This is a genomic window from Ciceribacter sichuanensis (genome assembly GCF_024055605.1).
Classification (GTDB): Bacteria; Pseudomonadota; Alphaproteobacteria; order Rhizobiales; family Rhizobiaceae; genus Allorhizobium; species Allorhizobium sichuanense.
The window spans coordinates 372313-398172 of record NZ_JAMXLX010000004.1 but is presented as its reverse complement, the minus strand read 5'-3'; the positions used below and the strand labels follow the sequence as shown (position 1 = coordinate 398172).

The window sequence follows — 25860 nt, the reverse complement described above, 5'->3', positions numbered from 1 at the left end:
CCTGTCGACTGCAGATGCCCTTTTCCTCACCGCCCGTCTCTGATAGAAAATTGACGTTTCCGTAAACGTCATATTGGGAGGTAACCATGGCGCTTCCGCCAGTTCTGTCCGAAAATCTGAGGCTTCCGGTGGTCGCCTCGCCGCTCTTCATCATTTCCCATCCGGACCTGACGCTTGCGCAATGCAAGGCCGGCATTGTCGGTGCCTTCCCGGCGCTGAACGCCCGGCCGGAAGCCCAACTCGACGAATGGCTGGCACAGATTACCGAAGAGCTTGCCTCCCATAATGCACAGAACCCGGATCGCCCCGCAGCACCTTTCGCGGTCAACCAGATCGTACACACCTCCAACAAGCGGCTTGAGCACGACCTGATGCTCTGCGTGAAATACAAGGTGCCGATCGTCATCTCCTCGCTCGGCGCCGTGCCGGAAGTGAATGCGGCCGTGCACTCCTATGGTGGGATCGTTCTGCATGACGTCATCAACAACCGCCACGCCAATTCGGCAATCCGCAAGGGCGCTGACGGACTGATCGCGGTTGCGACCGGCGCAGGAGGCCATGCCGGCACGCTTTCACCTTTCGCACTGGTGCAGGAAATCCGCGAATGGTTCGACGGTCCGCTGTTGCTGGCCGGCGCGATCTCCACCGGTGGGGGTATTCTGGCGGCCCAGGCGATGGGCGCGGACATGGCCTATATCGGCTCGCCCTTCATCGCCACCACGGAGGCCCGCGCCAGCGACGCCTACAAGCAGGCGATCGTGGACGCCCATGCCAGCGACATCATCTACTCCAACTATTTCACCGGCATACACGGAAACTACCTGAAGCCCTCGATCATCGCCGCCGGCATGGATCCGGACAACCTGCCGGAAGCCGACCCGTCCAAGATGGATTTCGACAAGGCCACGACCGGCGCCAAGGCCTGGAAGGATATCTGGGGCTGCGGCCAGGGCATCGGCGCCGTCAAGGCCGTGGAACCAGTCGCAAAGGTCGTCGACCGACTCGAGGACGAATACAAGGCGGCCCGCGCCCGCCTTTCACTCTGATACTCACCACCCGAAACGGCGAGTGTTGCGGCGGTCGCAAGGAAAACCGCAACACTGCCGATTTACCCGCTTGAAATTCCGGCGCGATGCCTGTATCAGCGCCGACATGCCGCAACCGCAGACCTGCCGGTTGCGGACGGGCCGCTTTAGCTCAGTTGGTAGAGCACGTCATTCGTAATGACGGGGTCACGTGTTCGAGTCACGTAAGCGGCACCATTTCTTCTCAAATCAGCAAAAATTCATACCGAACGGCAGCATCAGTCGATGGCGCCTGCGCGTTCCGCCTCCCGGCCGGATCGACTGCGGACGCCTTGATAGCCGGAGATGGCATTGCCTGCCTCGGCGAATGAAAAAAGGGGCGCCGGCATATGCGGCACCCCTCCTCGTGGTTTTTCGACAGGTATCAGGCTGGATGCTTGAAGCTCCGGCCGGTAGGCCCGGCGTCATCAATAATCCGCACGACCAACGCTGTCGTAGACGAAGCCGTGGCTCAGCGGTTGGGACGGTACGTAGACGTTGCGCAGGTCGATCAGGACCGGCTGCTTCATCAGGGACTTCAGCTTGTCGAAGTCGAGCGCACGGAAATGCTTCCACTCGGTGATGATAACCAGGGCGTCCGCATCCTTGGCCACTTCGTCTACGCCGTCGCGATAGCTAATTTCCGGCATCATGCCGCGCGCGGCGGGCATGCCTTCCGGGTCATAGGCCTGCAGAACGGCACCCTTGTCCAGAAGCGCCTGGACGATGGCGAGCGCAGGCGATTCGCGGATGTCGTCGGTATCGGGCTTGAAGGTCAGGCCGAGGATACCGATGGTCTTGCCGCGAATGTCGCCTTCAAGCGCACGCTCGATCTTGCGGGCCATGGCGCGCTTGCGGGTTTCGTTGATGCCGACAATAGTCTCGATGAGACGGATCGGGCTGTTATGATCCTGTGCGGTCTTGACGAGAGCGAGCGTGTCCTTCGGGAAGCACGAACCGCCATAACCGGGACCGGCATTGAGGAACTTCTGGCCGATACGGCTGTCGAGGCCCATGCCCTTCGACACGTCCTGAACGTTCGCGCCGACCTGTTCGCAGAGATCGGCGATCTCGTTGATGTAGGCAAGCTTCAGCGCCAGGAAGGCGTTGGCGGCGTACTTGGTCAGTTCCGCAGTGCGCCGCGAGGTGAAGAGCACCGGATGCTTCTGCGGATCGAGGGCCGCATAGACCTTGGCCATGATGTCCCTGGCGCGATCGTCGTTCATGCCAACGACAACGCGGTCGGGAGCCATGAAGTCCTCGATTGCCGCACCTTCGCGGAGGAATTCCGGGTTGGACACGACGGCGACGTCAGCATCCGGATTTTCCTCGGCAATGATGCGCTCGAGCTGGTCGCCTGTTCCAACCGGCACCGTCGACTTTGTGACGACGACCGTAAAGCCCTTCACGGACCGGGCGATTTCACGCGCGGCGGCGAAGACATAGGCCAGATCGGCATGGCCGTCGCTCTTACGCGACGGCGTACCAACGGCGAGGAAGACGACATCTGCGTCACCAACCGGACCTGCAAGATCCGTGGTGAAGCTCAGGCGTCCCGCAGCAACGTTTTTCTGGATGAGTTCTTCAAGACCCGGCTCGAAAATCGGCACCTTGCCGCTATTGAGCATCGAGATTTTTTCTTCGACCTTGTCGATACAGACAACATCATGGCCGAAATCAGAAAGGCAGACGCCCGAGACCAGACCGACATAACCGGTACCAATAATCGCTATGCGCACAACAGACTCCACTCGATTTTTTGTGGGGAACAGTCAGCTCGCCTGCCCGTTGCGCCGACTTGGGAGACCCGGCAAACGGACTTGCGAAGAACAGGCCATTCCGCTGACCGATACTCAGAAATGTTAATCGCCGGTTAACACTTACCGCATTGCGAAACGTAAACCAAGCTCCTCCTGCGCGAAGCGTTGTGGTTACTTTCTTAACCTTAACAAAACTGCAATTTCATTGTGTGCAACCCATACAAAAAGCCCCGCTTCCGCGGGGCTTTCCGAGGCAAGGCGACCTTACATCCAGTAAGGCGGCACACCATAATATTCGTAAACGGAACGACCGTTTTCACGATACCAGTCGCGTTCGTCTTCACGAAAACGGGGGGCGCCCTCGATCTGATTCTTCGTCAGATCAACACGGTATCCGTCCAGATTCTCGTCGTAGGAGAGCTTCTCCCACGGCAACGGGTAGTACTCGTCGCCAATTCCGAGAAAACCGCCGAAGCTCAGGACGGCATAGGCGACGCGACCGCCGCGTTTCTCCAGAATGATTCGCTGGATGGAGCCGATGCGCTTGCCGTCAGAGCCGTAGACAGCCGTGCCATCCACCTTGTCGCTGGCAATCAGCGTCGGCGTATCCTTCACATAAGGATCACGATCTGTGGATTGTGCGTTCTGATGCAACATGGTGCACCTCCTTGGTTCTTACGGTTCCTCGATACTTGCCGAGGTCAACGTCAGAGTCAGGGCAAGGTTCCGACCGAAAAGTCCCTCGCATAGGAAGCCAGGCAGGCCAGACGTCGAGCAATTTCCGTAAGGCACTGAAATAGAACCTCCTAAAAGAGGAGAGGCTTGGGGGAGATTTATTGACGCTTACGTCAAGGTTATATAGAGCTATTGAGGCTTGAACCGGCTTGCCAAAGGCATAAGCTCGGTTTGCGCGTCGAGGAGGGGGCATGCCGGCCACGGGAGGGCGGGCATGGAGGAAACTTTGACCGGGAGGTAATTATGTCTGATCTCGTCAGCCGCCATAGCGGCCGGGCAGCGGAAAAAATCTGGCTTTCATCTTATCCGGCAATGGTGCCGGCGGACATTCCTCCTCTGGAACATGCCTCGCTTGGCGCCCTGTTCGAAAGCAGCTGCGCCAAGTATGCGGACCGCCTGGCCTTTTCCAGCATGGGTCGCGGCATGACGTTCCGCGAACTTGAAGTGCAGTCGCGCAAGATCGGCGCCTGGCTTCAGGCGCAGGGATTGCAGCAGGGCGAGCGCGTCGCGGTGATGACACCCAACATCCTGCAGAACCCTGTTACCGTTTACGGCATCCTTCGAGCCGGCTTCACGGTGGTCAACGTCAATCCACTCTACACTCCACGCGAGCTCGAGCACCAATTGAAGGACAGTGGTGCCAAGGTCATTTTCGTGCTGGAGAACTTCGCCCACACCGTCGAGCAGGTCGTCGCCCACACCGCAATCAAGCATGTGGTCGTCGCCACCATGGGCGACATGCTCGGCATCAAGGGCCACATCGTCAATTTCGTGGTGCGCAAGGTCAAGAAGCTTGTGCCGGCATGGTCCATACCCGGTCACAAGAGCTTCAACCGCGTACTTTCCGAAGGCGCCCGGCTGCAGTTGAAGCCTGCCAACGTCAAGGGCAGCGACGTCGCCTTCCTGCAATATACCGGGGGCACGACCGGCGTCTCAAAGGGAGCAACGCTCACCCACGCCAACCTGCTCGCCAACAAGACGCAGATCGCGCTGTGGCTGGAAGCCGTGTACGCCGCCAAGGGTCGTCCTGATGTGATGACCTTCATCTGCGCGCTGCCGCTTTACCACATCTTCGCGCTGACGGTGAATTCGCTGATGGGTGTGGCAACGGGCAGCCACAATGTGCTGATCGCCAATCCGCGTGACATTCCAGCCTTCGTCAAGGAATTGCAGCAGCACAAGGCGCATATCTTTCCGGGGCTGAACACCCTGTTCAACGCCCTGATGAACAACCCGGATTTCAAGGCGCTCGATTTTTCGTCCCTGCTTCTCGTGCTCGGTGGCGGCATGGCGGTGCAGCGACCGGTAGCGGAGCGCTGGTTCCAGATGACCGGCTGCCCGATCACCGAAGGATACGGCCTTTCGGAAACCTCGCCTGTCGCCACCGTCAACCGGCTCGACAGCAACGAGTTCTCCGGGATGATCGGGCTTCCCCTGCCCTCGACCGACATCGAGATCCGCGACGAGGACGGCAATACGCTTCCGATCGGCGACGTCGGCGAAATCTGCATTCGTGGCCCGCAGGTCATGGCCGGCTACTGGCAGCGGCCCGAGGAAACCGCCAAGGTGATGACGTCTGACGGCTTCTTCCGTTCCGGCGACATGGGGATGATGGACGAGCGGGGCTATGTAAAGATCGTCGACCGCAAGAAGGACATGATCCTGGTTTCCGGCTTCAATGTCTATCCGAACGAGATCGAGGAAGTTGCGGCCATGCATCCGGGCGTTCTGGAATGTGCGGCAATCGGCATTCCCGACGAGCATTCCGGTGAAGCGGTCAAGCTTTTCGTGGTCAAGAAGGATCCGGCACTGACCGAGGCCGAACTCAAGGCTCATTGCGCGGCAAACCTCACCAATTACAAGCGGCCACGTCACATCGAATTCCGCCAGGAACTGCCGAAATCGAATGTCGGGAAGATCCTGCGGCGCGAACTCCGCGACAGCGCAGCCAGCAAATAGAGTCTTTGCAGCCGTGGGTCGCCGGTGAGGCCGGCGCTCACTTTCGATGCTCTATTCCGGAGGAGTGTGCCTTGATCGAGCGCATTCGCCAGAATAGTGTCGCCTCATCTTTGCCAACCAGGGAAAAGAAGATGCAGGCCATCATCGACAAACTCTCCAGCACTGCCGCCGCCACTCGAGCGGAAGATTTGCGAGCCGCCTTTGCCGCCGACGCCCAGCGCTTCACCCGCTTCAGCGCATCATTCGATGACCTGCTGATGGATTATTCGAAATGCGCTGTGAACGACGAGATCATGGCGTTGCTCGAAGAGCTTTGCGCCACGGCCGACGTAGCGCAAAAGCGCGATGCCATGTTTACTGGAGAAAAGATCAACTTCACCGAAGATCGTGCCGTCCTGCACACAGCGCTCCGCAACCGGGCGAACACGCCCGTGATCGTAGACGGCACCGACGTGATGCCAGATGTCAACGGCGTGCTTGCGGCAATGGGCGCGTTTGCCGAAGCGATCCGTTCCGGCAAGCTGACCGGCGCGACGGGCAAGGCCATCACCGATGTCGTCAACATCGGCATCGGCGGCTCGGATCTCGGTCCGGCCATGGCGACGCTGGCGCTCGCTCCCTTCCATGACGGCCCGCGCCTGCATTTCGTGTCGAACGTCGACGGCGCTCATATCGCCGATACGCTGAAGCTGCTTTCCGCCGAAACGACGCTGTTCATCGTGGCGTCCAAGACGTTCACTACCATCGAGACGATGACCAACGCCCAGACGGCGCGTGCCTTCATCGCCAAGGCCCTCGGTGAGGATGCCGTCGGCGCGCATTTCGCAGCCGTCTCCACAGCGCTCGACAAGGTCGCGGCCTTCGGCATTGCCGCCGAGCGCGTCTTCGGCTTCTGGGATTGGGTCGGCGGACGTTATTCGATCTGGTCTGCCATCGGCCTGCCGCTGATGCTTGCCATCGGGCGTGAGAATTTCGGCCGCTTCCTCGACGGCGCCCATGCCATGGATCAGCATTTCCGCACGGCACCGTTCTCGAAGAACCTGCCGATGCTGCTCGGCGCAATCGGCGTCTATCATCGCAACGTGCTTGGATATCCGACCCGCGCTATCCTGCCCTATGATCAGCGGCTATCGCGCTTCCCTGCCTACCTGCAGCAGCTCGACATGGAATCGAACGGCAAGAGCGTGACGATCGACGGAAAGCCCGTTGCCGGAGGCTCCGGTCCTGTTGTCTGGGGCGAACCCGGCACCAACGGCCAGCACGCCTTCTACCAGCTCATCCATCAGGGCACGAGCATCATCCCGGCCGAATTCATGATCGCCGCAAACGGCTTCGAACCGGAACTGCGGCACCAGCATGAACTGCTGATCTCCAATTGTCTTGCCCAGTCGGAAGCCCTGATGCGCGGCCGCACGCTCGCGGAAGCCAAGACGCAGCTGATGGCGAAGGGCATGGAGGAAGCCACAGCCGATTTCCTTGCGCCGCATCGGGTATTTTCGGGCAATCGTCCGTCGATCACCTTCGTCTACGACCAGCTGACACCCTTCGCGCTCGGCAGGCTGATCGCGCTCTATGAGCACCGCGTCTTTGTGGAAGGCGTGATTTTCCGCATCAACTCGTTCGACCAATGGGGCGTCGAGCTGGGCAAGGAACTGGCGACCGGTCTGTTACCAGTGGTGGAAGGCAAGGTCGCGGCAACCGGGCACGACAGCTCGACCGCCGGCCTTGTTGCCGCCTTGAAGGCTGCGCGCGGCTAAGGCCGCGCCAACTTGTGAAAAGAGAACAACTGAGGCGCGCTGAGCTGACAGGGCGCGGCGCGCTTCAGAAACCGATTTCGGCGGCGAAGGGCGGGTTGGCCCCTGCCCGCGATACCGTCACGGCAGCCGCCTTCGCGCCCAGGCGCAGAGCCGCCTCCACACCCGCTTCGTCCAGCGTGGCGATCTTTTCCTTGGTAAGCTTATCCTGACGCTTCAACGAAGCGAGAATGCCGGCATCGAAGGTATCGCCGGCACCGACGGTATCGACGACTTCAACCCGTTCGCTCGGAACAGAAAGCTTGAAATCAGCCGTGTAGCCCGTGGCACCTTCCGCACCGCGGGTGATGACGACGAGCTTGGCGCCCTTGTTGAGCCAGTGGCGGGCGAGCGTATCCTGATCGCCCTCCAGACCGAACCAGACGAGATCCTCGTCGGAGAACTTGATGATGTCGGACATGGCGGCCATTCGGTTGATGCGCGCCATATGCGCCTGCTTGTCCCTGATGAAGCCGGGCCGGATATTCGGGTCGAGCGAGATGACGCGCTTTGCATGTTCGCGAACCATCAGCGCTTCATAGGTCGCGCCGCAGGGTTCGGGAATAAGGCTGATCGCTCCGAAGTGCAACGCCTCGCAGTCATCGCCGAGAACCGGCAGATCGACCTCGGTGATCATACGGCCGGCGGTGTTCTCGTCATAGAAGGCATAGCTCGCATGACCGTCGACCAACTTCACGAAAGCGATGGTCGTCGGCCGCGAAAGGGTCGCGCAGAAGGAGTAGTCGACATTGCTCTGCTGCAGCGTCTCACGCAGGATGTCGCCCATCATGTCGTCGGAAAGGCCGGTAAAAAAACCGGTCGGGATACCAAGACGCCCGAGGGCGATCGCGGTGTTGAAAATCGCGCCGCCGGCATAGGGTGAAAACGCCCTTTCGCCGCGCGTCGTTTCCCGCGGCAACATGTCGATGAGCGCTTCTCCACAGCACAGGATCATTCGGGCATCCTCCCTTCCCAAGAACGAATTTAAATCGATTTAAAGCAATTCTCGCGAAAACGCCAGAACTGCTTTTCGTTCCAGAGCGCCATGCGTCCATTAGGCACACAAACGACGCTCTGGTTCCCCCATTTTCGGGTTGATGCGTCAGGCGAGTTCCGTGACGCCACCGTGGCGGCCCGACCATGCAAGCGGCGCATCGAGGAAAGCCTCAACTTCCGTCAGTGTCTTTTCGTCGAAAAGCTTCTGATCGCGTGCAACGGCCAGCACATCCCGCCAGGTTGCGATGAAGTGCAGCTTCACATTGCCGTTGGTGAAGCGTTCCTCGGCTTCCGCGAAGATGCCGTAGTAGAAGAGCGCGATGCCGTGATCGACCACGCCGCCGGCAGCGCGTACGGCGTCGATGAACTTGAACATGCTGCCGCCGGCCGTCGTCAGGTCCTCGATGACGAGGACGCGGGCGCCTTCCGGCATATGGCCTTCGATCTGGGCATTGCGGCCGTGACCTTTTGGGGCCTTGCGGACGTAGATCATCGGCAGGCCAAGGCGATCAGCGAGCAATGCGGCAAACGGAATGCCCGCGGTCTCGCCGCCGGCGATGCAGTCAAACTGCTCGAAGCCGGCATTGCGCATGAGGGTGGCAGCAGCAAAATCCATCACAGCCGAACGGACACGCGGATAGGAAAGGAGCTTGCGGCAGTCGATATAAACGGGGCTGCGCATGCCGGAAGAAAGCTTGTAGGGCTCGGCTGCATTGAAATGCACCGCCTTGATCTCCCAGAGCATCCTGGCCACCAGTTCGGCCATCACGGCCGGTTCGGGAAATGTCGTCTGAATCATGCGCCCGCTCCTTATCGTCCTGCTCAGGCGAATAGCAGCATGTGCCCTCAGATGCTAGAGAGTTCGGTCTTTCAGGGGGAAGCGTTGCTTCGGGTTTCCACCGTTTCGACCCGGCGCAGGAACTCCGCCATCTGAACGCGGTTCCGGCCATTGCGCTTGGCTTGATAGAGCGCAGCGTCGGCGAGATTGAGGACCATCTCGAAACTGTCGGCCTCCTGCGAACCGAAGGCGATGCCGGCACTGACCGTGCATTGCAGCCTCGCCTCTCCGATCCGGATTTCCCGCGCTGCAAAGCTGCGGGCAATGTCGCCCACCACGCGTTCCGCACGACCCGGCAAGGTGTCGGCGAGGATGATGGCGAACTCCTCGCCGCCAAGGCGGGCGACCGTCTGCTGCTCGCCGGCACCATTGGTCAGTTCCTCAGCGAATATCCTGATGACAAGGTCACCAGCGGCATGGCCATACTGGTCGTTGATCGACTTGAACCGATCGATATCAAAGACAACGACCGCGGTCTTCGAGCCGACCGGACGGCCGGCGACCCGATCGAAAAGCGCCCGGCGATTGAGAAGCCCGGTCAACGGATCCGTATTCGCCTCATGGCGATGTCTTGCCGCAAGCCGCCACTGATGGAGAGCAAGCGACAAGGCACCGATCCCTGACATGCCGGCGATGCAGACCGCCAGATTGAGGTTTTCCGCCCAGTTTTCAGGAGCGTGACCGAGTACCCATTGACGTTGATAAAGCAGAACGGCAGCGCACAGGATGAAGGAGATCCCGCTCAGCACGTAGAGGAAGACCATCCCCGTGAGCGGCCCCGGCGCTTCCGCACGCGCGCGCCAGTATTGCCAGCCTGTGCCGATCAGGAGCGCGGCCGTCGCCGCATTCATGAAGATGAACGCTACTCCGTCCAGTCCCCACAACATCAGCGGAAGACCGGGTGCGATCGTGATGGCCGAGAGAGCGGCCGACAGCATCCATGGGCTCCGACCGGTCCGAAACTGGGCGGAACCGGCATAAATCGTGCTGAAGCCCGCCATCAGGAAGGCATAGGCGACCGACGCCCTCAGCATGCCGGTTTCCATCGTGTAGGAACTGAAGGCAAAGATGCCGATGACGATGAAAAGAAGCGCTACGACAAGCGTCAGCAGGAAGGAATCGGCGCGGCGCGAAACCCAGGTTCCAAGAAGGGTCACCATCAGGCAGGTCGCGGAAAAACCCAGCGCGAGCAGAAGAGAATTGTAATCAAGCATCATGCCAAGTGCTCTCTTCAGCCTGAAATACCCAAATCTCTCCCTTGACGGACGCTAACTGCCGCTTCTCTCCAAAACGTTACCCGAATTATGAAAATCCTAGCAATCCGCAGTCAATTCAGCGGACCCGCCAGAAGAGCGGAAACATCGGATCGAACACCGTCACGGGACCAGCCCCCGTCTCGATCTTTGCGGGGAACTCTACCGGCTCTTCGCCCCGTTCCAGCATGATCGTTTCATCGTTCGGGGCAAGCCCGTACCATGCAGATCCGTTCAGTGAAGCGAATGCCTCGAGACGGTCGAGCGCGTCTTCCTGTTCGAAGACGTGGGCAAGGCAGCTCATGGTGTTGATCGAGGTATAGATGCCGGCGCAGCCGCAGGCGCATTCTTTCAGCGGATCGACATGCGGCGCGGAGTCCGTACCAAGGAAGAAACGGGCGTCCCCTGACGTCGCGGCAGCCCGCAGCGCCAACCGGTGGCTTTCGCGCTTGGCAACGGGCAGGCAATAGTAGTGCGGCTTGATACCGCCCACCAGAATGGCGTTCCGGTTGATGATGAGATGATGGGTGGTGATCGACCCGGCAATATTGCGATCGGACGAGCGGATGTAGTCGACACCGTCTGAAGTCGTGACATGTTCCATCGTCACCTTCAGTTCCGGCAACCGGCGGCGCAGCGGATCGAGGACGGTATCGATGAACACTTTCTCGCGGTCGAAGATGTCGACTTCCGGCGTCGTTACCTCTCCATGAACGCAGAGCGGCAAACCAATCTTCGCCATGCGCTCCAGAACCGGCATGGCATTTTCGAAGTTACGCACACCGCCATGGGAATTGGTGGTGGCGCCTGCCGGATAGAGCTTCACGGCGGTGATGAGGCCGCTCGTCCTGCCTTCCTCGACATCGTCGGGGCTGGTGTCTTCCGTGAGATAGAGCGTCATCAGGGGCTCAAAGCGATCGCCCTTCGGCAGGGCGGTCATGATGCGTTCGCGATAGGCCCGCGCATCCGCCGTCGTCACCACCGGCGGAACGAGGTTCGGCATGATGATGGCGCGCGCAAAATGCCGGCTGGTATCGCCGATTACCCCTTCAAGCATGGCGCCGTCCCGCAGATGCAGGTGCCAGTCATCCGGGCGGCGAATGGTGAGGGTGTGCATAATGGTATCTCCGGGCCTTGATTATCGCCCGCAGATACCATGTTCCATCAGCCGATCAAAGTCGCCTTTCAGGCGACCTTTTCGCTAGAGGGGGTGAACGCCTTCTGCATGGCCTCCTGGGCCTGCTCGCGACGGTCGTCCTCCATGATCTGCCGGATGCGCGGCAGGGCACGCTCGAAGGCCGCAACGCAATCCGGATCGAACTGGGTGCCGGCGCGGCCAAGGATGTGCTCTACTGTGCGTTCGAAGCTCCAGGCCGGCTTGTAGGGACGCTCGGTGGTCAGCGCATCGAAATTATCGGCGATGCAGACGATACGGCCGGAAATCGGGATGGCCGCCCCGGAGAGCCGGTTCGGATAGCCCTGCCCATCCCAGCGCTCGTGATGGCTGACGGCGATTTCCGAGGCAAGCTGCAGGAGCGACGAATGGGAGCGGGAGAGAATATCGCTGCCGATCTGGGCATGGGCCTGCATCTGGCGATATTCGGCTTCCGTCAGGCGACCCTGCTTGAGAAGAACCGTATCCGGCATCGCGACCTTGCCGATATCATGCATCGGCGCTGCCATGCGGATGTCGTTGCAGAATTCCGGCGAGAGACCCATTTCGAGCGCGATCGCCTCGGAATAGGCAGCAACGCGAAGCGTGTGACGCGAGGTTTCCGGATCCTTGTAGCCGGCGGCGACTGTCAGGCGGTGAATGATTTCCTGCTCGCGCAGACGAAGTTCGCCTACGGCGCGGTCCACTTCGCGACGCAGCCATTCGGCCTGGTCGGCCAGCTGACGGCGGGCGCGCGACAGGCTGACGATGTTCTGAACGCGAGCCTGGAACTCGGCCGGATTGACCGGCTTGGTGAGAAAATCGATCGCACCGGCGTTCAGCGCGGCCATGCGCGTAGTCATGTCTTTGTCGGCGGTGACGAAGATAACCGGCACATCGGCATATTTGTCGAAGCGGACGATCTCCGTGTAGAGCTCGACACCGTTATAGACCGGCATCTGGTAATCGATGATGGCGATGTCGAAATCGATGTCCGGCAGAGAAGAAAGAACCTCGTCCGGGCTCGAAAAAGCAACCGCCTCACAGTCTTCAAGCTTGCCGACGAGCTTCGTCAGGAGCTTCAGGTTGGTGCTGTTATCGTCCACCAGCAAGATACGCATTGACGCCTCCTAGGTTCTCAAGCAACCAGCTTGAACTTCATTGTTTCGATTTCATTGTTGAGCATTTCGACATCGTCCATAGTCGGCTGCTGTTCGCGCAGCGAATTGGCCTTGCCGGCAATTTCGATGAGGCCGACATTCACGGCCGCGCCCTTGATCGTGTGCAGCACGCGGTCGATGTGAGTGACATCGCGGCTCTTGAGCGCGCCATGCAGTTCGTCGATCAGCGCGGAAGCATCGTCGAAGAAGGATTCGATCAGCTCCTGAAAAACATCCTCGCCGAGAGCATCGACAAGTTCCGCATAGCGGGCTTCGTCAAGACCGGCCGGGCAAAGCTGCGGCAAGCCCGGAAGATCCACGGCGCCAAGCAGGAGCGGATCCGGCAGGCCATCGTCGTCGGCCGGAGCCTCGGCGAAATCGGCGGCCAGAGTTTCGTTCAGCGACGAGAGCACGTTGCGCAACCTTTCCATGGTGACGGGCTTGGATTCGAACCCGGCCATGCCTGCATCCAGGCAACGGCGACGGTCGTCATCGGACGCATTCGCGGTCATCGCGATGATCGGGACGCCAGTGCAGGGGCCACGCTCGGAGATGATCCGGCGGGTTGCCTCGATGCCGTCCATCACCGGCATCTGCATGTCCATCAAAATGACGTCGAAGCTCTGGGCAGAAGCGATGGAGACCGCCTCGGCACCGTCGTTGGCGACGATCACATCCTGGCCGAGATGATTGAGAAAACGGGTTGCGACCTGCTGGTTGACCCGGTTGTCCTCGACGAGAAGGATGCGCAGACGGGGAAGCTCGTGGCTTTTCTGGCTCTTTGCAGCAGAAAACCGACGCATCTCGTCCTTGCCGACGGCAACCACTGCCAGTTCGAACCAGAAGATGCTGCCGACGCCGACGGTGCTGCTCATGCCGAGCTCGCCACCGAGCTTTTCGACGATCTGCTTGCAGATGGTGAGGCCGAGTCCGGTACCGCCATACTTGCGGCTGATCGAGGCGTCGACCTGCGAGAATGGCTTGAACAGCTTCGAAAGACCCGTCTCGTCAATGCCGATACCGGTATCCTCGACTTCGAAGCGCAGCATCAGCTTGCCGTGGCGATAGAATTCGCGCAGTCGCAGCGTGACGGTGCCGTTCTTGGTGAACTTCACAGCGTTGGACAGCAGGTTGAGGAGCACCTGCCGCAGGCGGGTCGGATCGGTGCGGACATAAAGCGCATCGAGCGATTCCGGAATATCGAGAACGACCGTGTTCTCGTGATCGTCGGCGCGACCGCGAATGATGCTGACAGTGGTCTCGGCCAGGGAGGCGACATCGACGATGCGTTCCTCAAGCTCCATCTTGCCATGCTCGATCTTCGAATAATCGAGGATCTCGTTGATGATCTCCAGCAGTGCCTCGCCTGAGGACCGGATGGTCTTGACACTCGACAGGGCATCGGGAGGCAGATGGGAAAGCTCCAGCAGTTCGGACATGCCGAGGATCGCGTTCAGCGGTGTGCGGATCTCGTGGCCCATGGTCGCCATGAACTGCGACTTGGCGCGATTGCCGGCGTCTGCGCCTTCAAGAGCTTCGGTCAGCTGCCGAGCCATCGTCTCAAGCTCGAGGCCTGTCTTGCGAACCGACTTCAGCTGACGGCGAAGGGTTACAACGAGGAAGACGACCGAGACCATCAGCAGGCCGAGCATCACGGCCGAGGTTTTTTCGAGCCGGACGACGGTTTCGCGGGCGGCAGCGCGCTCGTTGCGAAGCTGGGTGTTGGTATGAGCGAGAAGCTTTTCGCTGGTCAGGGAGAGAGCGCTCAACGTCGCAGCGACGGTGTCCAGCTGTGCGCCTTCCAGCTGCCGCACCTGCTCATGGGTGTCGGTCAGCAGAGCGAAGCGCGCGATGGCCGCGTCGATCTTGGAAAGAAGCTCAGCAGCGTCCGCATCATCGGAAACGAAGCGGCGGAACTGCGGCTCGCGAAGAAGCGCGATCTGCGCGCGGACGGCATCGAGATTCTGCGAAAGCGTATCGGCAAGATCACCCGCTGCCGGCTGGTGGCGCAGTTCCTCGGCGGCCGCGCCAACTGCCCGGACGTCCCGATCGAGTTGATAGACGGACCAGACGGCGTTCTCACCGGCGCCATCATGCAGGGAGAGAAACTGGCGGGAGATTTCGACCGCCAGCATGATCAGCACCACCAGAAAGGCCGCCGACAGGACCTGCAGGATCAGGGTGGTGCTGCCTGCCTTCTTCATGACTTCACTGCTGCGGGCAAGAGCGGTCACGGCGAGACTCCGGCATACCAGGCCTTGCCAACGCAACGGACTACCTGCTCGCCGTTACGCAGCGCCACGAGGCGGAGCGAGCGAGCCGGGTCTTCCGAAATTGCGTTGACGAGGATGCCCATGCGGATGTTCCAACGGCCCCCGTGTTCAGCGAGCGGCCGCAAGCGCCGCCGGCTTGTAGCCGACATGGGCTGCGAGCAGGTCGCGGAAAGTGACGGCATCGACGGGCTTTGTCAGGAAGCCGGTGACGCCCGTCGCGGTTGCGGTTTCGCGCAGCTTCGGGTCCTGATCGGCGGTGACCATGATGACGGGCACTTCGTCGTAGCGATGCAGCATGCGGATCGCCTTGATGAACTGCAGGCCGGTCATGCCGGGCAGCATGTGGTCGACGATCAGCATGCTGAAAAGGGTGTTGTGGCACAGGGAGAGTGCACGGGTGCCGTCAGCCTCGACGAGGATATCCTCGTCAGTGACCTTGCCGGCGAGACGCTTCAGGATCAGCGCGTTCGTCGCATTGTCTTCCACGATCAGAATGGCCATTGCCCGTTCTCCTCCAGCACACCGTCCGATGAAATCGGCCCCGCACCGCTTGTGGATGGGGGAATTTCCTCATTGGTTCATGGAGAGGTTGTAGCAACCGGACCCTGAAATTCGTTGAAGCAATTAGCGACAATTTTAATCGTTGCTACATTAATCGCTTCTTAAATTTTTAGACCTGACTAACATTCTGCATTCCCCTTGCGTCGCAAGGGGAATGCTTCCTGACGGGGAGATCGGAAGGGGCGTCAGTTATCGCTGAAGACGAAATCGGCCTTGCGGCTACGCGAGAGTACAAGGCGACCATTCGGCAGGTCGTTCTCTTCGACCTTGGCTACCACTGCCGCCTCGTCGAGGCCAAAACCGCGCCAGCGGGCCTCCAGCCGACGCCGGAGTTCATCCGCCGGTGGTGCGATCATCACAGTCAGGTCGAAAAGCGGTGCAAGCACGGACCATGGCTGGTCTTCGAGCAGGAGATAATTTCCCTCGGTCAGCACCACGCGTGGCCCCGCAGGAATTGCACGGGCTGCGGCGATGGCAAGTTCGCGGGTGCGGTCGAACACCGGCACCAGAACTTCGCCGCCTTCCCTCACCGCACGCACGATATCGATCAGTCCCCGGACGTCGAAGGTATCGGGGGCGCCCTTGCGCGCCAGCAGCCCACGGTCCTCAAGCACGGCGTTGTCCATGTGGAACCCATCCATCGGCAGGACGGACGTCGCTACGCCTCGCGCGATCAGCGCCTTTTCGAGGGCTTCCGCGAGGGTGGATTTTCCGGCACCAGGAGGCCCGGAAATGGCAACGAGCAGGCGTGGCGAACCGGCCGCCTGCTCGTCGATGGCTTTCGCCAGTGTATCGACCGCCGACATGGCTGACGTCATGCAGCGATGCTCTCTTCCGGCGCCGGGCGAGCGCCGGTCATGAAGGCAACGGCGTCCGACATCGTGTAGTCCTTCGGATTGATAACGCAGAGCCGCCTTCCGAGGCGATGGATGTGGATACGGTCAGCCACCTCGAAGACATGCGGCATGTTATGCGAGATCAGCACGATCGGCAGACCGCGTGAACGGACCTCAAGGATAAGTTCGAGAACGCGGCGGGATTCCTTGACCCCGAGGGCAGCCGTCGGTTCGTCCATGATGACCACCTTGGAACCGAAAGCCGCTGCACGGGCAACCGCCACCCCCTGACGCTGGCCGCCCGAAAGCGTTTCCACCGCCTGGTTGATGTTCTGGATGGTCATCAGACCAAGCTCCGAAAGCTTGTCCCGCGCGATTTTCTCCATCTTCTTCCGGTCGAGGGTGCGAAATACCGATCCCATGATGCCCGGCCGGCGAAGCTCCCGGCCGAGGAACATATTATCGGCAATCGACAACGCCGGCGAAAGGGCAAGGTTCTGGTAGACCGTCTCGATGCCCGCGTCGCGCGCTTCCATCGGGTTGCGAAAATTCACCGGGTTTCCATCCAGCCTGATCTCGCCTTCATCAGGAGTGATCGCACCGGAAATGGCCTTGATCAGCGAGGACTTTCCGGCGCCGTTGTCGCCGATCACCGCCAGGATTTCGCCCGGATAGAGATCGAAATCGGCGTTGTCCAGGGCGGTCACGCGGCCATAGCGCTTGACCAGACCGCGGGTGGTGAGAATGGGTGCGCGTTCCATCAGCCTGCTACCTTTCTGATCCACTGGTCGACGGCAACCGCCGAGATGATGAGTACGCCGGTCAGTAGCACCTTCCATTGCGGGTCGGCGCCGAGCATGTTGAGACCCATCGACACCACGCCGACGATCAATGCACCGAACAGGGTTCCGAGGATCGAGCCTCGTCCGCCGAAGAGCGAGATGCCACCGATGACCGCCGCCGTGATTGCCTGAAGATTGTAGTCGGTGACGGCCGCGGACGGCGAGATCGAACCGTTACGACCGATGGAGACCCAGGCCGCAAGTGCCGCGATGAAGCCGGCCAAAGCGTAGGTGCCGAGCAGGACGCGATCCGAACGAATACCAGCAAGCTGCGCCGCTTCCGGGTCATCGCCGACGGCATAGAGATGCCGGCCCCATGCGGTGTGATTGAGCGCATACCAGAGGACGCCTATGAGAACGACCATGAAAACGACCCCGAGCGTGAAGACTGCCTTGCCGATGCGGAAGCTGTCGCCGAAGATCTGCAGGAAAGGAGCGATCGCCTCGATATCGGCGTCGCGCAATGTCTCGTTGGCCGAATAAATGAAGTTGGTGGCCATAACGATGTTCCAGGTGCCGAGCGTCACGATGAACGGCGGCAGCTTGATCTTGGCCACGAGAAAGCCGTTCAGGAGACCGCAAAGCGTGCCCACCGCCAGCCCGGCGATGACGGCGAGCGGTGACGGTATGCCGTAATTCAGGGCGCAGTTGCCCATCACCACCGCCGAGATGACCATGACGACACCGATCGACAGATCGATGCCGGCCGTCAGGATCACAAGGGTCTGGGCCGCGCCGAGAATACCGACAACCGCGATTTGCTGCAGGATCAGGGTGAGCGTGTAGCTCGAAAAGAACTTGCCGCCGATGGCCAGTCCGAAAATGGCGATCGATGCGATCAGCACGATCAGCGGCACGGCCGCCGGTGTGGAATGCAGGAAATGCTGTATCCTGCGAAGGGGCGAATTATCCTCGAACGCGGCGACGGACGCGTCGCTCTTGTCGAGAACCTTCTCGAATTCCTGGATGCTTGCCATGGACGTGTCTCCATCCCATAGGACAGGTGCGTTGCACCGTCGGAAAGGGCGGCCTTCACCGCCCCTTCTTCATGATGTCGTGGTGCTATCGATCAGCCGATCAGCCCCAGCACTTATCCGTACCGACCTTGGTATCGATCGATTCCACACCGGGCGCCGGCTTGTCGGTCACCAGCGAAACGCCGGTGTCGAAGAAGCTCTTGCCGGGCGTCGGCTGAGGCTTGGTGCCGTCGGCCGCGTACTTGGCAATCGCCTCGATGCCGAGCGATGCCATTAGTAGCGGATACTGCTGCGAGGTCGCGCCGATCTGGCCGGAGGCAACGGATTTCACGCCCGGGCATCCGCCGTCGACGGACACGATCAGCACGTCGTTTTCCTTGCCGATAGCTTTCAGAGCCTGATAGGCACCGACGGCAGCCGGTTCGTTGATCGTGTGAATGACGTTGATATCCGGATCCTTCTGGAGAAGGTTTTCCATGGCCTTGCGACCGCCTTCCTCGTTGCCGTTGGTCACGTCATGACCGACGATACGCGGATCGTCCTCGTCGCCGATCTTGTTCGGGTCCTTCGGATCGATGCCGAAGCCGATCATGAAGCCCTGGTCGCGCAGAACGTCGACGGTCGGCTGGGACGGAGTGAGGTCGAGGAAGCCGATCTTGGCGTCCTTGGCCTTGTCGCCGAGGGTTGCCGCGGCCCACTGGCCGATCAGCTTGCCGGCGAGAAGGTTATCGGTTGCGAAGGTGGCGTCGGCTGCGTCGGCGGGATCGAGCGGCGTGTCGAGCGCGATCACCAGAAGACCGGCTTCCTGCGCCTTCTTCACCTGATCGACGATGGCCTTGGTATCGGAAGCGGTGATGAGGATACCCTTCGCGCCATCGGCGATGCAGGATTCGATAGCAGCTACCTGGCTGTCATGGTCACCATCGACCTTGCCGGCATAGGATTTCAGGGTAACGCCAAGTTCCTTGGCCTTGGCTGTCGCGCCTTCCTTCATCTTGACGAAGAAGGGATTGGTGTCGGTCTTGGTAATCAGGCAAGCAGATACATCGGCTGCGCTTGCAGGAGCGGCAAAAACAACGCCGAGGGCAAGCGTGGACAGGGCTGCTGCGATCAGTGACTTTGTCATATTTTTCCTCCCGAAAATGACTCGACCGGCTCCTCCGGCCGCGAGGTGTCGGCCCAGGCAAGAAAGACTGCCCGGTCTGGCACGCCGTTCTCGGTCGTACCTCTCCTCCACGCGGCCATTTAGAACATCAAAAAATTCCGACGTCAATAAATAAATCCAATTGAATTATTAATCCAATGTGAGATGCTGGCGCCCTCTGCTACTTCGCGGTAGGAGAGGGTCGGGAGGAGCGACCATGTCCTTGACGCATGACCATTCACCATCGCCTACCCGCGAACCGGAGCCGATCAGCGCCGGTGGCGGGGCCAATCAGGTGCGCGTACGCGCCTACAACGAACGGCTCGTGCTTTCGGTCGTCCGGCGTCATCGCGGGCTCTCCAAGGCGGACATCGCAAGACGCACCGGCCTTTCGGCTCAGACCGTCTCGGTCATCATGCGCGCGCTGGAGAAGGATGGTCTTCTGGTCCGAGGCGAACCGGTGCGCGGCAAGGTGGGCCAGCCCTCGATACCGATGTATCTCAACCCCGAGGCCGTATTTTCGTTTGGCGTGAAGATCGGCCGGCGAAGCGCCGATCTGGTGCTGATGGATTTCGTCGGCAACATCCGCAAGCAGCTTCACCGCACCTATCGCTATCCGAACCCCGAGGAGATCCTCTCTTTCATCAACAGCGGCATTGCCGAGGTGGAAGCTGCCATTCCGGCAGCACAGAGGCACAGCATCGCCGGCGTTGGCATCGCCGCACCGTTCGAGCTGTGGAACTGGGCCGAGGAAGTGGGGGCGCCGGAAGGGGCCATGGACGCATGGCGCGGTTTCGATCTGCAGGCAGAAGTCTCTGCCCGGATCAGCTACCCCGTCTATCTGCAAAACGATGCGACGAGCGCCTGCGGCGCGGAACTCGTCTTCGGCGCCGGTCCACTTTACCCGGATTTCATCTATTTCTATGTCGGCTCCTTCATCGGCGGCGGCATCGTCCTGAATTCGTCTGTCTTCGTGGGACGCACCGGCACTGCCGGCGCAATCGCTCCCCTGCCCGTGCGCAACAAGCGCGGGGAGACGGCACAATTGCTGGAGATCGCCTCGATCTTCGTGCTGGAAAACCTGCTTCGCGAGCGCGGCCTCGACCCTCAGCCACTGTGGTATGCCGCGGAGGAGTGGATCGATTTCGGCGAGCCGCTGGAAATCTGGATCCAGGACAGCGCCGAGGCGCTGGCGCAGGCCATCGTCGCGGCGGTGTCCATCGTCGACTTTTCCGCCGCGATCATAGACGGCGGCTTTCCCGACTGGGTGCGCGCGCGGCTCGTCGCGGCAACGGTCGCGGCAGTCAATCGCCTCGATCTGCAGGGGATCGTCACACCCGATATCATCGAGGGCATCGTCGGCCCACAGGCCCGCGCCATCGGCGGTGCGAGCCTGCCCATCTTTGCGCGTTATCTCATCGACCAAACGGTCCTGTTCAAGGAAATAGACAATGCTGAAGGGAATTGACCCGCTTCTGAGCCCCGATCTGCTGGCGACGCTACGCGCCATGGGCCATGGCGACGAAATCGCCATCGTCGACGGCAACTATCCGGCGCTGGAACATGCAAGGCGTCTCGTGCGTCTCGACGGGCACGGCCTTGTTCCCGTGCTCAACGCCGTTTTGAGCGTCCTGCCGATCGACGATTTCGTGCCTCAGGCAATCTTTCGCTCGACGGTCGGAGCCGATCCCGAACGGCTCGATCCCGTTCATCAGGAAATGATTGCCTGCTGCGCCCGTCACGAACCGAGCATGACTGTCGTGCCACTTGTAGGTGCAAGCTTCTACGACCGCGTGCGCGCGGCCCATACGGTGATCCAGACAGGTGAACCGCGGCTCTATGCCAATATCATCCTGCGCAAGGGCGTCATCTACCCTTGAGCCGAACCCTCTCCCTAACCCTCCAGCGCCTTCGAGATGCGCTTCGAGAGTTCGACGGGGTTCTTCAACACGATTGCCCGGCTGGTGCGTTCGATCAATTGCTCGCGAATGAGACGCGACATTTCGCGGGAGACTGTCTCGCGGCTTGAGCCGATGTGTTCGGCCAGCTCCGCATGCACGAGCGGCGGCGAAATGATCCGCTCGCCGCCACCGTCGCCGCGCGACCGCGAAAGACGCAGCAGGGCATTGTAGAGCCTGTGCTTAGTATCCAGAAAAGAGAGTTCCGACACCCGCTCGTTCATCGCGCGAATGCGACGCGACAGGAGTTGCATCAGCGCCCGGGTCACGCCGGGGCTGTTGCGCAAAATGTCATGAAACACGGCATAGGGAATGACCGTTACAACCGCGTCGCTGACCGCCATCAGGCTGGCCGAACGAGCGAGATCATCGATTGCCGATAGTTCGCCCATCAAGTCGCCGCGCCGAAAACTCCCCAGAATAGCTTCTTTGCCGACCGAAAAACGCAAGACTGCGCGCATCTCGCCGCTCTGCACCAGAAATACATCCTTGGTGAGATCTTCGTAGTCGACCAGACTTTCGCCAGCGCAGAGATTTCTCGTATGACATCGAGACAACCATTCGCGATCCTCTTCCACTGTCAGGCTGGAAAAAATCGGGCTCCCACGCAAAGAAGACAAATTCTGTGAGTTTGTCAGCAGGGTGGCTCCTGTCGTCAATTGTGTGTTCCACTTACTATACTTGCTAATTTACGCAGCGCGCGGACGAGTGTCCTACATATTCCGTGCGCTTTATCAATAGCAAGATAGGTGACGACAAGAAACCTACCGATCTATTACCAATTTCATTCGAAGAGATTTTCTCTTCTTCTCTAGCCTATCGAGCCGGCAGACGGACCCCAGACGTCCGTGAGCGCAAATCCTTCTGGGAAAGGATCGAACGGATCGAGCGCAACCTGATGCAATCCGAAGGTGAAGCCGCGGCCGCTGATCGTCGGGATTACGGCTGTCCGGCCAGCCACTTCGGTCACGGAATCGAGTCCGACCTCGAATTCCGAACCGATGATCGAACGGGACTTCAGGATGTCTCCCACCTTCACCTTGCCGCGAGCGTAGAGCGTCGCGAGGTTCGCGGAATTTCCCGTGCCGCAGGGCGAACGATCCACACGGCCCGGCCACATGGTCGTGCAGGTGCGCACGGCTCCGTCAGGATCGACATCGCGGAACATCACATAGGCGACCCCGGAGATAGCCGGGATTTCCGGGTGGACGACCGGGATCGTGCGATTGATCTGTTCCTTGAGGATCATGCCCGCCTCGACCAGCGCGCGCGCATTGCCCTTCTCGATGGTAAGGCCGACCTGGCCGACATCGACGAGTGCATAGAAGATGCCGCCATAGCTCAGGTCGAAGGTGATCCGCCCCCATTGGGCGGTATCGATGCCGACATCGAGTTCATGGACGAAGGAAGGAACCATGGTGAGCTTGACGCGCTCGCAGCGGCCGTCGCGGCAGGTTGCCGTCGCCCGGACGAGGCCGGCGGCCGTGTCCAGCATGACGACTGTCTCGGGTTCCTGCATCTCGACGATACCGCTTTCCAGCAGTGCGGTGGTGACACAGATCGAGTTGGAGCCGGAGCTGGCATGGGCCTGATCGGGCTGAAGGATGATGAAACCGGCATCGGCCTTGGGGTTCTTGGCCGGCAGCAGCAGGTTGACGGAACCGATCGGCGCGCCCCGCGGCTCGAGCACGAGCATGCGGCGCAGTTCCTGACCCTTGGGGTCGTTGTTCATCCAGTGCAGTTGCTCGGCGATCGTATCGCCCGGGATCTTCGGCACGCCGCCGATCGCCACCTTACCGATTTCCCCTTCCGCATGCACGTCGAGAAGCTGAAGGGTCCGTTTCCATCTCATGAGATTACTCCATCAATCAAACAGTTCATTTCACCGCAAGACCGGCAAGGCCTTCACGGTGAGAGGGTTCCTTGCGGGCGAGCGCGCTGAACGCCGCGACCCGCGCGAGAGCGCTTCGCTGGCGCTTCAGGGCTTCGACCGCGTCATGCCTACCGACCACGGCAAAGCGCAGGTCGCTACCAACAGGCGCCTGCGCCAGACGCCAGAGGTCGGCTTCGATGACATGGGCGATCTTCGGATAGCCGCCGCAGGTATTGGCTTCCGCCAGTTGGATGATCGGTTGCCCTGAGGGCGGTACCTGGACCGTGCCCGGCATGATGCCGTGGGAAAAGAGTTCAAGCCGCCGTGTCAGCTTCAGCTCGGAGCCTGCAAGGCGATAGCCCTGACGATTGGCCTCGTCGGTCACCCGCCATGGCGTGGCCTCGAAAGCCGAGAGAGACGCGGGATCGAAGACCGCGTGCTCGGCACCGGCGAGAACCCGGATAGGCCTGTTGGCTCCGTCATGACGTCCCATGGCGGATGGATCGATGCCGAAACCGCCCGGCAGGTTGGCAAGCGCTGCGAGGCCGTGCGAAAGTTCCAGCCGGTCACCCCGCCGAAGGCCCCTGCCCTCGAAGCCACCCCAGCCGCTCTTGATATCGGTGGAAGCGGAACCGAGCACGGCAGGCACGGAAATCCCGCCGGCAAAGCCGACATAGGCTCGCGCGCCCGAACGCGGCAAACCCAGTTCCAACACGTCGCCGGAGCGGACCTGCAAACCCCACCACGACGGATAGGGCCTGCCGCCAAGTGTTACCGGGCAATCCGCACCGGTCACTGAAACAAGCGTCGCGGCCTCAAACCGAACGCGGAACGGGAAGACGGCAATCTCCAGCCCCGGCGCATCTGGATCGTTGCCCAGCATGAGGTTGGCGGCTTCGAGCGCCGGCCCGTCCATGGCACCGGAGCGAGAAACACCAGCATCGAGATAGCCGAAACGGCCGAGATCCTGCACGCTATTGGCGGCACCCGTCGTCAGAATCTCGATCACGCGAGGATCTCCCTGGGCACGAAACGGATCTTGTCGCCGGAACGAAGTGCCGCCGGCTGTTCACGGGAGGCATCGAAAAGATGGAAATCCGTGTGGCCGAGAATGTGCCAACCGGAAGGCGCGGTGAGCGGCATGATGCCGGCCTGCGCGCCGCCGATAATCACCGAACCCTCGGGAACGCCCATGCGCGGCACGGCCCGGCGCGGTATCGCCAGCTTCGGATCGAGCCCTGACAGATAGACGAAGCCCGGCATGGCACCCACCGCGGCCACGGAGTAGACCGGAGCAGCGTGAAGTTCGACCAACGCCCAGGGCGTCATCCCCTTGGCCTCGGCGACTTCAGCGAGATCGCCACCGCCCGGACCGCCGTAGACGACGGAAATCTCCACCAGACGCGCGCGGGAGTGACCGGCTTCGGCCTTTTCCCAGCCGGCAAGAAGCTTCGCCTGCAGCACATCCGGATCGAGGCGCAACGGATCGAAGACGACCATGAGGTTGTTCATGCCCGGCGCTGTCTCGAGAACGCCGACAAGTCCCTTCAGCGCCTCGGCCAGCGTCCAGATGCGCTCTTGTCGCGACTGGTCGAAGACAGCGTCGGCGACATCGAGCAACAGAGCGCCAGCACCTTCCGCGCTCACTCTCGGATTGCCGCCATCCCCACTTATGCTGACCGTCATGATAACCTCGTCGAATGTGATATATCAGAAGCCTGTAGAGACCCCAAGCATTTCTTCGCAGCCGCCATTGTCTGTGCCTTGAAGCTCTCTTTAGAGTACGCTTTGATCCGAATAATTCGTAGCAGCGCTCTAATACCTTATTTTTTAAGCATAATCTTACCGATCCTCGTTTCACTCCGGTCGGATTATGCTCTAGAATTGGTCGACCGAACACACGGGAGCAAAGACATGAGCCTCAGCGTCGATCTCAACTCGGACATGGGCGAAGGCTTCGGCGCCTATAGGATGGGCGACGACGCAGCAATGCTGTCGATCGTCAGTTCCGCCAACATAGCCTGCGGACTGCATGCGGGCGATCCCGAAATCATGACGCAGACCTTTTCGCTGGCGAAGGAGAAAGGCGTGGCGGTCGGTGCCCACCCCGGCTTTCCCGATCTCTGGGGCTTCGGGCGGCGCAACATTCCCTTTTCTGCCGGAGAGATCGAGCGGCTGGTCGCCTACCAGATCGGCGCGGCTCAGGCTCTGGCGACCTATGCCGGCCATCCGATCACCCATGTGAAAGCCCATGGCGCGCTTGGCAACCTGACCCAACAGGACGAGAGCATTGCGCAAGCCGTCAACAACGCGATCAAGGCGGTCGATCCGAAGCTCGTCTGCCTCACCATCGCGCTTGGTCATCAGGAACGGCTGGCACGGGAAATGGGGCTTTCCTGCCGGTCCGAGATCTTTGCCGACCGGGCCTATACGGACGAAGGCTTTCTTGTTCATCGCAGCAAGCCGGGCGCGGTCATCCACGATGCGGCAGCGGCTGCCGAACGGGTGGCGCGCATGGTCCGGAACGGCGCGATCGAAACGATCACCGGACGCTCCATCGTGACGCCGATCGATTCGATCTGCGTGCATAGCGACACGCCGTCTGCCGTCGGCATTGCCGCAAAGGTGCGCGCCGGACTGGAAGATGCCGGTATCACCATCCGCAACTTCCTGCACTGAGGACAT

General features: G+C 60.7%; 24 protein-coding genes and 1 tRNA gene. 7 read left to right on the top strand and 18 right to left on the bottom strand.

Annotated elements, in window-relative coordinates; translation table 11 throughout:
- The first annotated feature begins 86 nt into the window (after positions 1-86).
- Both NBH21_RS15095 and NBH21_RS15090 read left to right on the top strand, forming a co-directional pair.
- Positions 87-1046, top strand: a complete 960-nt coding sequence (locus tag NBH21_RS15095; protein WP_250913892.1) for an NAD(P)H-dependent flavin oxidoreductase — start codon at positions 87-89, stop codon at positions 1044-1046.
- Positions 1047-1186: 140 nt separating this feature from the next.
- Positions 1187-1262 (top strand) — tRNA-Thr (locus tag NBH21_RS15090).
- Between the two features lie 230 nt (positions 1263-1492).
- On the opposite strand, the gene NBH21_RS15085 is transcribed toward NBH21_RS15090, so the two are convergent.
- Positions 1493-2803 (bottom strand): UDP-glucose dehydrogenase family protein, encoded by a 1311-nt coding sequence (locus NBH21_RS15085; protein ID WP_250913893.1) that lies wholly within the window; start codon positions 2801-2803, stop codon positions 1493-1495.
- Between the two features lie 285 nt (positions 2804-3088).
- Complete coding sequence (locus NBH21_RS15080; RefSeq protein WP_250913894.1) at positions 3089-3481, bottom strand: PRC-barrel domain-containing protein; 393 nt, start codon at positions 3479-3481, stop codon at positions 3089-3091.
- Between the two features lie 321 nt (positions 3482-3802).
- Between NBH21_RS15080 and NBH21_RS15075 the strand changes: the two genes are divergently transcribed.
- Positions 3803-5518, top strand: a complete 1716-nt coding sequence (locus NBH21_RS15075; protein ID WP_250913895.1) for a long-chain fatty acid--CoA ligase — start codon at positions 3803-3805, stop codon at positions 5516-5518.
- A gap of 131 nt (positions 5519-5649) precedes the next feature.
- Positions 5650-7275: a glucose-6-phosphate isomerase gene (pgi, locus tag NBH21_RS15070; protein WP_250913896.1), complete on the top strand. Its 1626-nt coding sequence runs from the start codon at positions 5650-5652 to the stop codon at positions 7273-7275.
- A gap of 64 nt (positions 7276-7339) precedes the next feature.
- Here pgi and NBH21_RS15065 read toward each other — a convergent pair whose 3' ends face one another.
- The 12 genes from NBH21_RS15065 to NBH21_RS15015 form a co-directional block, all read right to left on the bottom strand.
- Entirely contained in the window at positions 7340-8266 is a 927-nt protein-coding gene (locus tag NBH21_RS15065) for a carbohydrate kinase family protein (protein WP_250913897.1), read from the bottom strand.
- Between the two features lie 147 nt (positions 8267-8413).
- Positions 8414-9106: an orotate phosphoribosyltransferase gene (locus NBH21_RS15060; protein WP_250913898.1), complete on the bottom strand. Its 693-nt coding sequence runs from the start codon at positions 9104-9106 to the stop codon at positions 8414-8416.
- A 71-nt stretch (positions 9107-9177) separates the two neighbouring features.
- Positions 9178-10362 carry a GGDEF domain-containing protein gene (locus tag NBH21_RS15055; protein ID WP_250913899.1) on the bottom strand — a complete coding sequence of 395 codons (1185 nt, stop codon included), beginning with the start codon at positions 10360-10362 and terminating at the stop codon, positions 9178-9180.
- A gap of 115 nt (positions 10363-10477) precedes the next feature.
- Positions 10478-11515: a dihydroorotase gene (pyrC, locus tag NBH21_RS15050; protein ID WP_250913900.1), complete on the bottom strand. Its 1038-nt coding sequence runs from the start codon at positions 11513-11515 to the stop codon at positions 10478-10480.
- 68 nt (positions 11516-11583) lie between these two features.
- The gene (locus tag NBH21_RS15045; protein ID WP_250913901.1) at positions 11584-12672 is read right to left on the bottom strand and encodes an HD domain-containing phosphohydrolase; all 1089 of its coding nucleotides are present in this window, start codon (positions 12670-12672) and stop codon (positions 11584-11586) included.
- 17 nt (positions 12673-12689) lie between these two features.
- Positions 12690-14945 carry an ATP-binding protein gene (locus NBH21_RS15040; RefSeq protein WP_250913902.1) on the bottom strand — a complete coding sequence of 752 codons (2256 nt, stop codon included), beginning with the start codon at positions 14943-14945 and terminating at the stop codon, positions 12690-12692.
- Entirely contained in the window at positions 14942-15067 is a 126-nt protein-coding gene (locus NBH21_RS26080; protein WP_280924930.1) for a hypothetical protein, read from the bottom strand. The genes NBH21_RS15040 and NBH21_RS26080 overlap by 4 nt, the downstream gene beginning before the upstream one ends.
- 25 nt (positions 15068-15092) lie before the next feature.
- On the bottom strand, positions 15093-15485 hold the full coding sequence (locus tag NBH21_RS15035) for a response regulator (RefSeq protein WP_250913903.1): 393 nt from the start codon (positions 15483-15485) through the stop codon (positions 15093-15095).
- 245 nt (positions 15486-15730) lie between these two features.
- The gene (locus tag NBH21_RS15030) at positions 15731-16363 is read right to left on the bottom strand and encodes a nucleoside triphosphate hydrolase (RefSeq protein ID WP_425340423.1); all 633 of its coding nucleotides are present in this window, start codon (positions 16361-16363) and stop codon (positions 15731-15733) included.
- The gene (locus tag NBH21_RS15025) at positions 16360-17142 is read right to left on the bottom strand and encodes an ATP-binding cassette domain-containing protein (RefSeq protein WP_250913904.1); all 783 of its coding nucleotides are present in this window, start codon (positions 17140-17142) and stop codon (positions 16360-16362) included. Before NBH21_RS15025 ends, NBH21_RS15030 begins: the two co-directional genes overlap by 4 nt.
- The gene (locus tag NBH21_RS15020) at positions 17142-18200 is read right to left on the bottom strand and encodes an ABC transporter permease (RefSeq protein ID WP_250913905.1); all 1059 of its coding nucleotides are present in this window, start codon (positions 18198-18200) and stop codon (positions 17142-17144) included. The genes NBH21_RS15025 and NBH21_RS15020 overlap by 1 nt, the downstream gene beginning before the upstream one ends.
- 100 nt (positions 18201-18300) lie before the next feature.
- Entirely contained in the window at positions 18301-19326 is a 1026-nt protein-coding gene (locus NBH21_RS15015; RefSeq protein WP_250913906.1) for a sugar ABC transporter substrate-binding protein, read from the bottom strand.
- Between the two features lie 235 nt (positions 19327-19561).
- Between NBH21_RS15015 and NBH21_RS15010 the strand changes: the two genes are divergently transcribed.
- Entirely contained in the window at positions 19562-20812 is a 1251-nt protein-coding gene (locus NBH21_RS15010; protein ID WP_250913907.1) for an ROK family transcriptional regulator, read from the top strand.
- The gene (locus NBH21_RS15005; protein WP_250913908.1) at positions 20796-21224 is read left to right on the top strand and encodes an RbsD/FucU family protein; all 429 of its coding nucleotides are present in this window, start codon (positions 20796-20798) and stop codon (positions 21222-21224) included. Before NBH21_RS15010 ends, NBH21_RS15005 begins: the two co-directional genes overlap by 17 nt.
- Positions 21225-21238: 14 nt before the next feature.
- Here NBH21_RS15005 and NBH21_RS15000 read toward each other — a convergent pair whose 3' ends face one another.
- The 4 genes from NBH21_RS15000 to pxpB all read right to left on the bottom strand — a co-directional run bounded on the left by NBH21_RS15000 (position 21239) and on the right by pxpB (position 24861).
- Complete coding sequence (locus tag NBH21_RS15000; RefSeq protein ID WP_250913909.1) at positions 21239-21961, bottom strand: Crp/Fnr family transcriptional regulator; 723 nt, start codon at positions 21959-21961, stop codon at positions 21239-21241.
- A gap of 152 nt (positions 21962-22113) precedes the next feature.
- Positions 22114-23154 carry a 4-hydroxyproline epimerase gene (locus NBH21_RS14995; RefSeq protein ID WP_250913910.1) on the bottom strand — a complete coding sequence of 347 codons (1041 nt, stop codon included), beginning with the start codon at positions 23152-23154 and terminating at the stop codon, positions 22114-22116.
- A gap of 25 nt (positions 23155-23179) precedes the next feature.
- Positions 23180-24184: a 5-oxoprolinase subunit C family protein gene (locus tag NBH21_RS14990; protein WP_250913911.1), complete on the bottom strand. Its 1005-nt coding sequence runs from the start codon at positions 24182-24184 to the stop codon at positions 23180-23182.
- The gene (gene pxpB / locus NBH21_RS14985) at positions 24181-24861 is read right to left on the bottom strand and encodes a 5-oxoprolinase subunit PxpB (RefSeq protein ID WP_250913912.1); all 681 of its coding nucleotides are present in this window, start codon (positions 24859-24861) and stop codon (positions 24181-24183) included. Before pxpB ends, NBH21_RS14990 begins: the two co-directional genes overlap by 4 nt.
- 228 nt (positions 24862-25089) lie before the next feature.
- On the opposite strand from pxpB, the gene NBH21_RS14980 reads away from it, so the two are divergent.
- On the top strand, positions 25090-25854 hold the full coding sequence (locus NBH21_RS14980; protein WP_250913913.1) for a LamB/YcsF family protein: 765 nt from the start codon (positions 25090-25092) through the stop codon (positions 25852-25854).
- Positions 25855-25860 lie beyond the last annotated feature (6 nt).

Excerpts from the sequence above, each read along its gene's own strand:
- NBH21_RS15095 (WP_250913892.1), top strand. The coding sequence starts at position 87 with ATGGCGCTTCCGCCAGTTCTGTCCGAAAATCTGAGGCTTCCGGTGGTC.
- NBH21_RS15080 (WP_250913894.1), bottom strand. The coding sequence starts at position 3,481 with ATGTTGCATCAGAACGCACAATCCACAGATCGTGATCCTTATGTGAAG.
- NBH21_RS15075 (WP_250913895.1), top strand. The coding sequence starts at position 3,803 with ATGTCTGATCTCGTCAGCCGCCATAGCGGCCGGGCAGCGGAAAAAATC.
- pgi (WP_250913896.1), top strand. The coding sequence starts at position 5,650 with ATGCAGGCCATCATCGACAAACTCTCCAGCACTGCCGCCGCCACTCGA.
- NBH21_RS15065 (WP_250913897.1), bottom strand. The coding sequence starts at position 8,266 with ATGATCCTGTGCTGTGGAGAAGCGCTCATCGACATGTTGCCGCGGGAA.
- NBH21_RS15060 (WP_250913898.1), bottom strand. The coding sequence starts at position 9,106 with ATGATTCAGACGACATTTCCCGAACCGGCCGTGATGGCCGAACTGGTG.
- NBH21_RS15055 (WP_250913899.1), bottom strand. The coding sequence starts at position 10,362 with ATGATGCTTGATTACAATTCTCTTCTGCTCGCGCTGGGTTTTTCCGCG.
- pyrC (WP_250913900.1), bottom strand. The coding sequence starts at position 11,515 with ATGCACACCCTCACCATTCGCCGCCCGGATGACTGGCACCTGCATCTG.
- NBH21_RS15045 (WP_250913901.1), bottom strand. The coding sequence starts at position 12,672 with ATGCGTATCTTGCTGGTGGACGATAACAGCACCAACCTGAAGCTCCTG.
- NBH21_RS26080 (WP_280924930.1), bottom strand. The coding sequence starts at position 15,067 with ATGGGCATCCTCGTCAACGCAATTTCGGAAGACCCGGCTCGCTCGCTC.
- NBH21_RS15035 (WP_250913903.1), bottom strand. The coding sequence starts at position 15,485 with ATGGCCATTCTGATCGTGGAAGACAATGCGACGAACGCGCTGATCCTG.
- NBH21_RS15030 (WP_425340423.1), bottom strand. The coding sequence starts at position 16,363 with ATGACGTCAGCCATGTCGGCGGTCGATACACTGGCGAAAGCCATCGAC.
- NBH21_RS15025 (WP_250913904.1), bottom strand. The coding sequence starts at position 17,142 with ATGGAACGCGCACCCATTCTCACCACCCGCGGTCTGGTCAAGCGCTAT.
- NBH21_RS15020 (WP_250913905.1), bottom strand. The coding sequence starts at position 18,200 with ATGGCAAGCATCCAGGAATTCGAGAAGGTTCTCGACAAGAGCGACGCG.
- NBH21_RS15015 (WP_250913906.1), bottom strand. The coding sequence starts at position 19,326 with ATGACAAAGTCACTGATCGCAGCAGCCCTGTCCACGCTTGCCCTCGGC.
- NBH21_RS15010 (WP_250913907.1), top strand. The coding sequence starts at position 19,562 with ATGTCCTTGACGCATGACCATTCACCATCGCCTACCCGCGAACCGGAG.
- NBH21_RS15005 (WP_250913908.1), top strand. The coding sequence starts at position 20,796 with ATGCTGAAGGGAATTGACCCGCTTCTGAGCCCCGATCTGCTGGCGACG.
- NBH21_RS14995 (WP_250913910.1), bottom strand. The coding sequence starts at position 23,154 with ATGAGATGGAAACGGACCCTTCAGCTTCTCGACGTGCATGCGGAAGGG.
- pxpB (WP_250913912.1), bottom strand. The coding sequence starts at position 24,861 with ATGACGGTCAGCATAAGTGGGGATGGCGGCAATCCGAGAGTGAGCGCG.
- NBH21_RS14980 (WP_250913913.1), top strand. The coding sequence starts at position 25,090 with ATGAGCCTCAGCGTCGATCTCAACTCGGACATGGGCGAAGGCTTCGGC.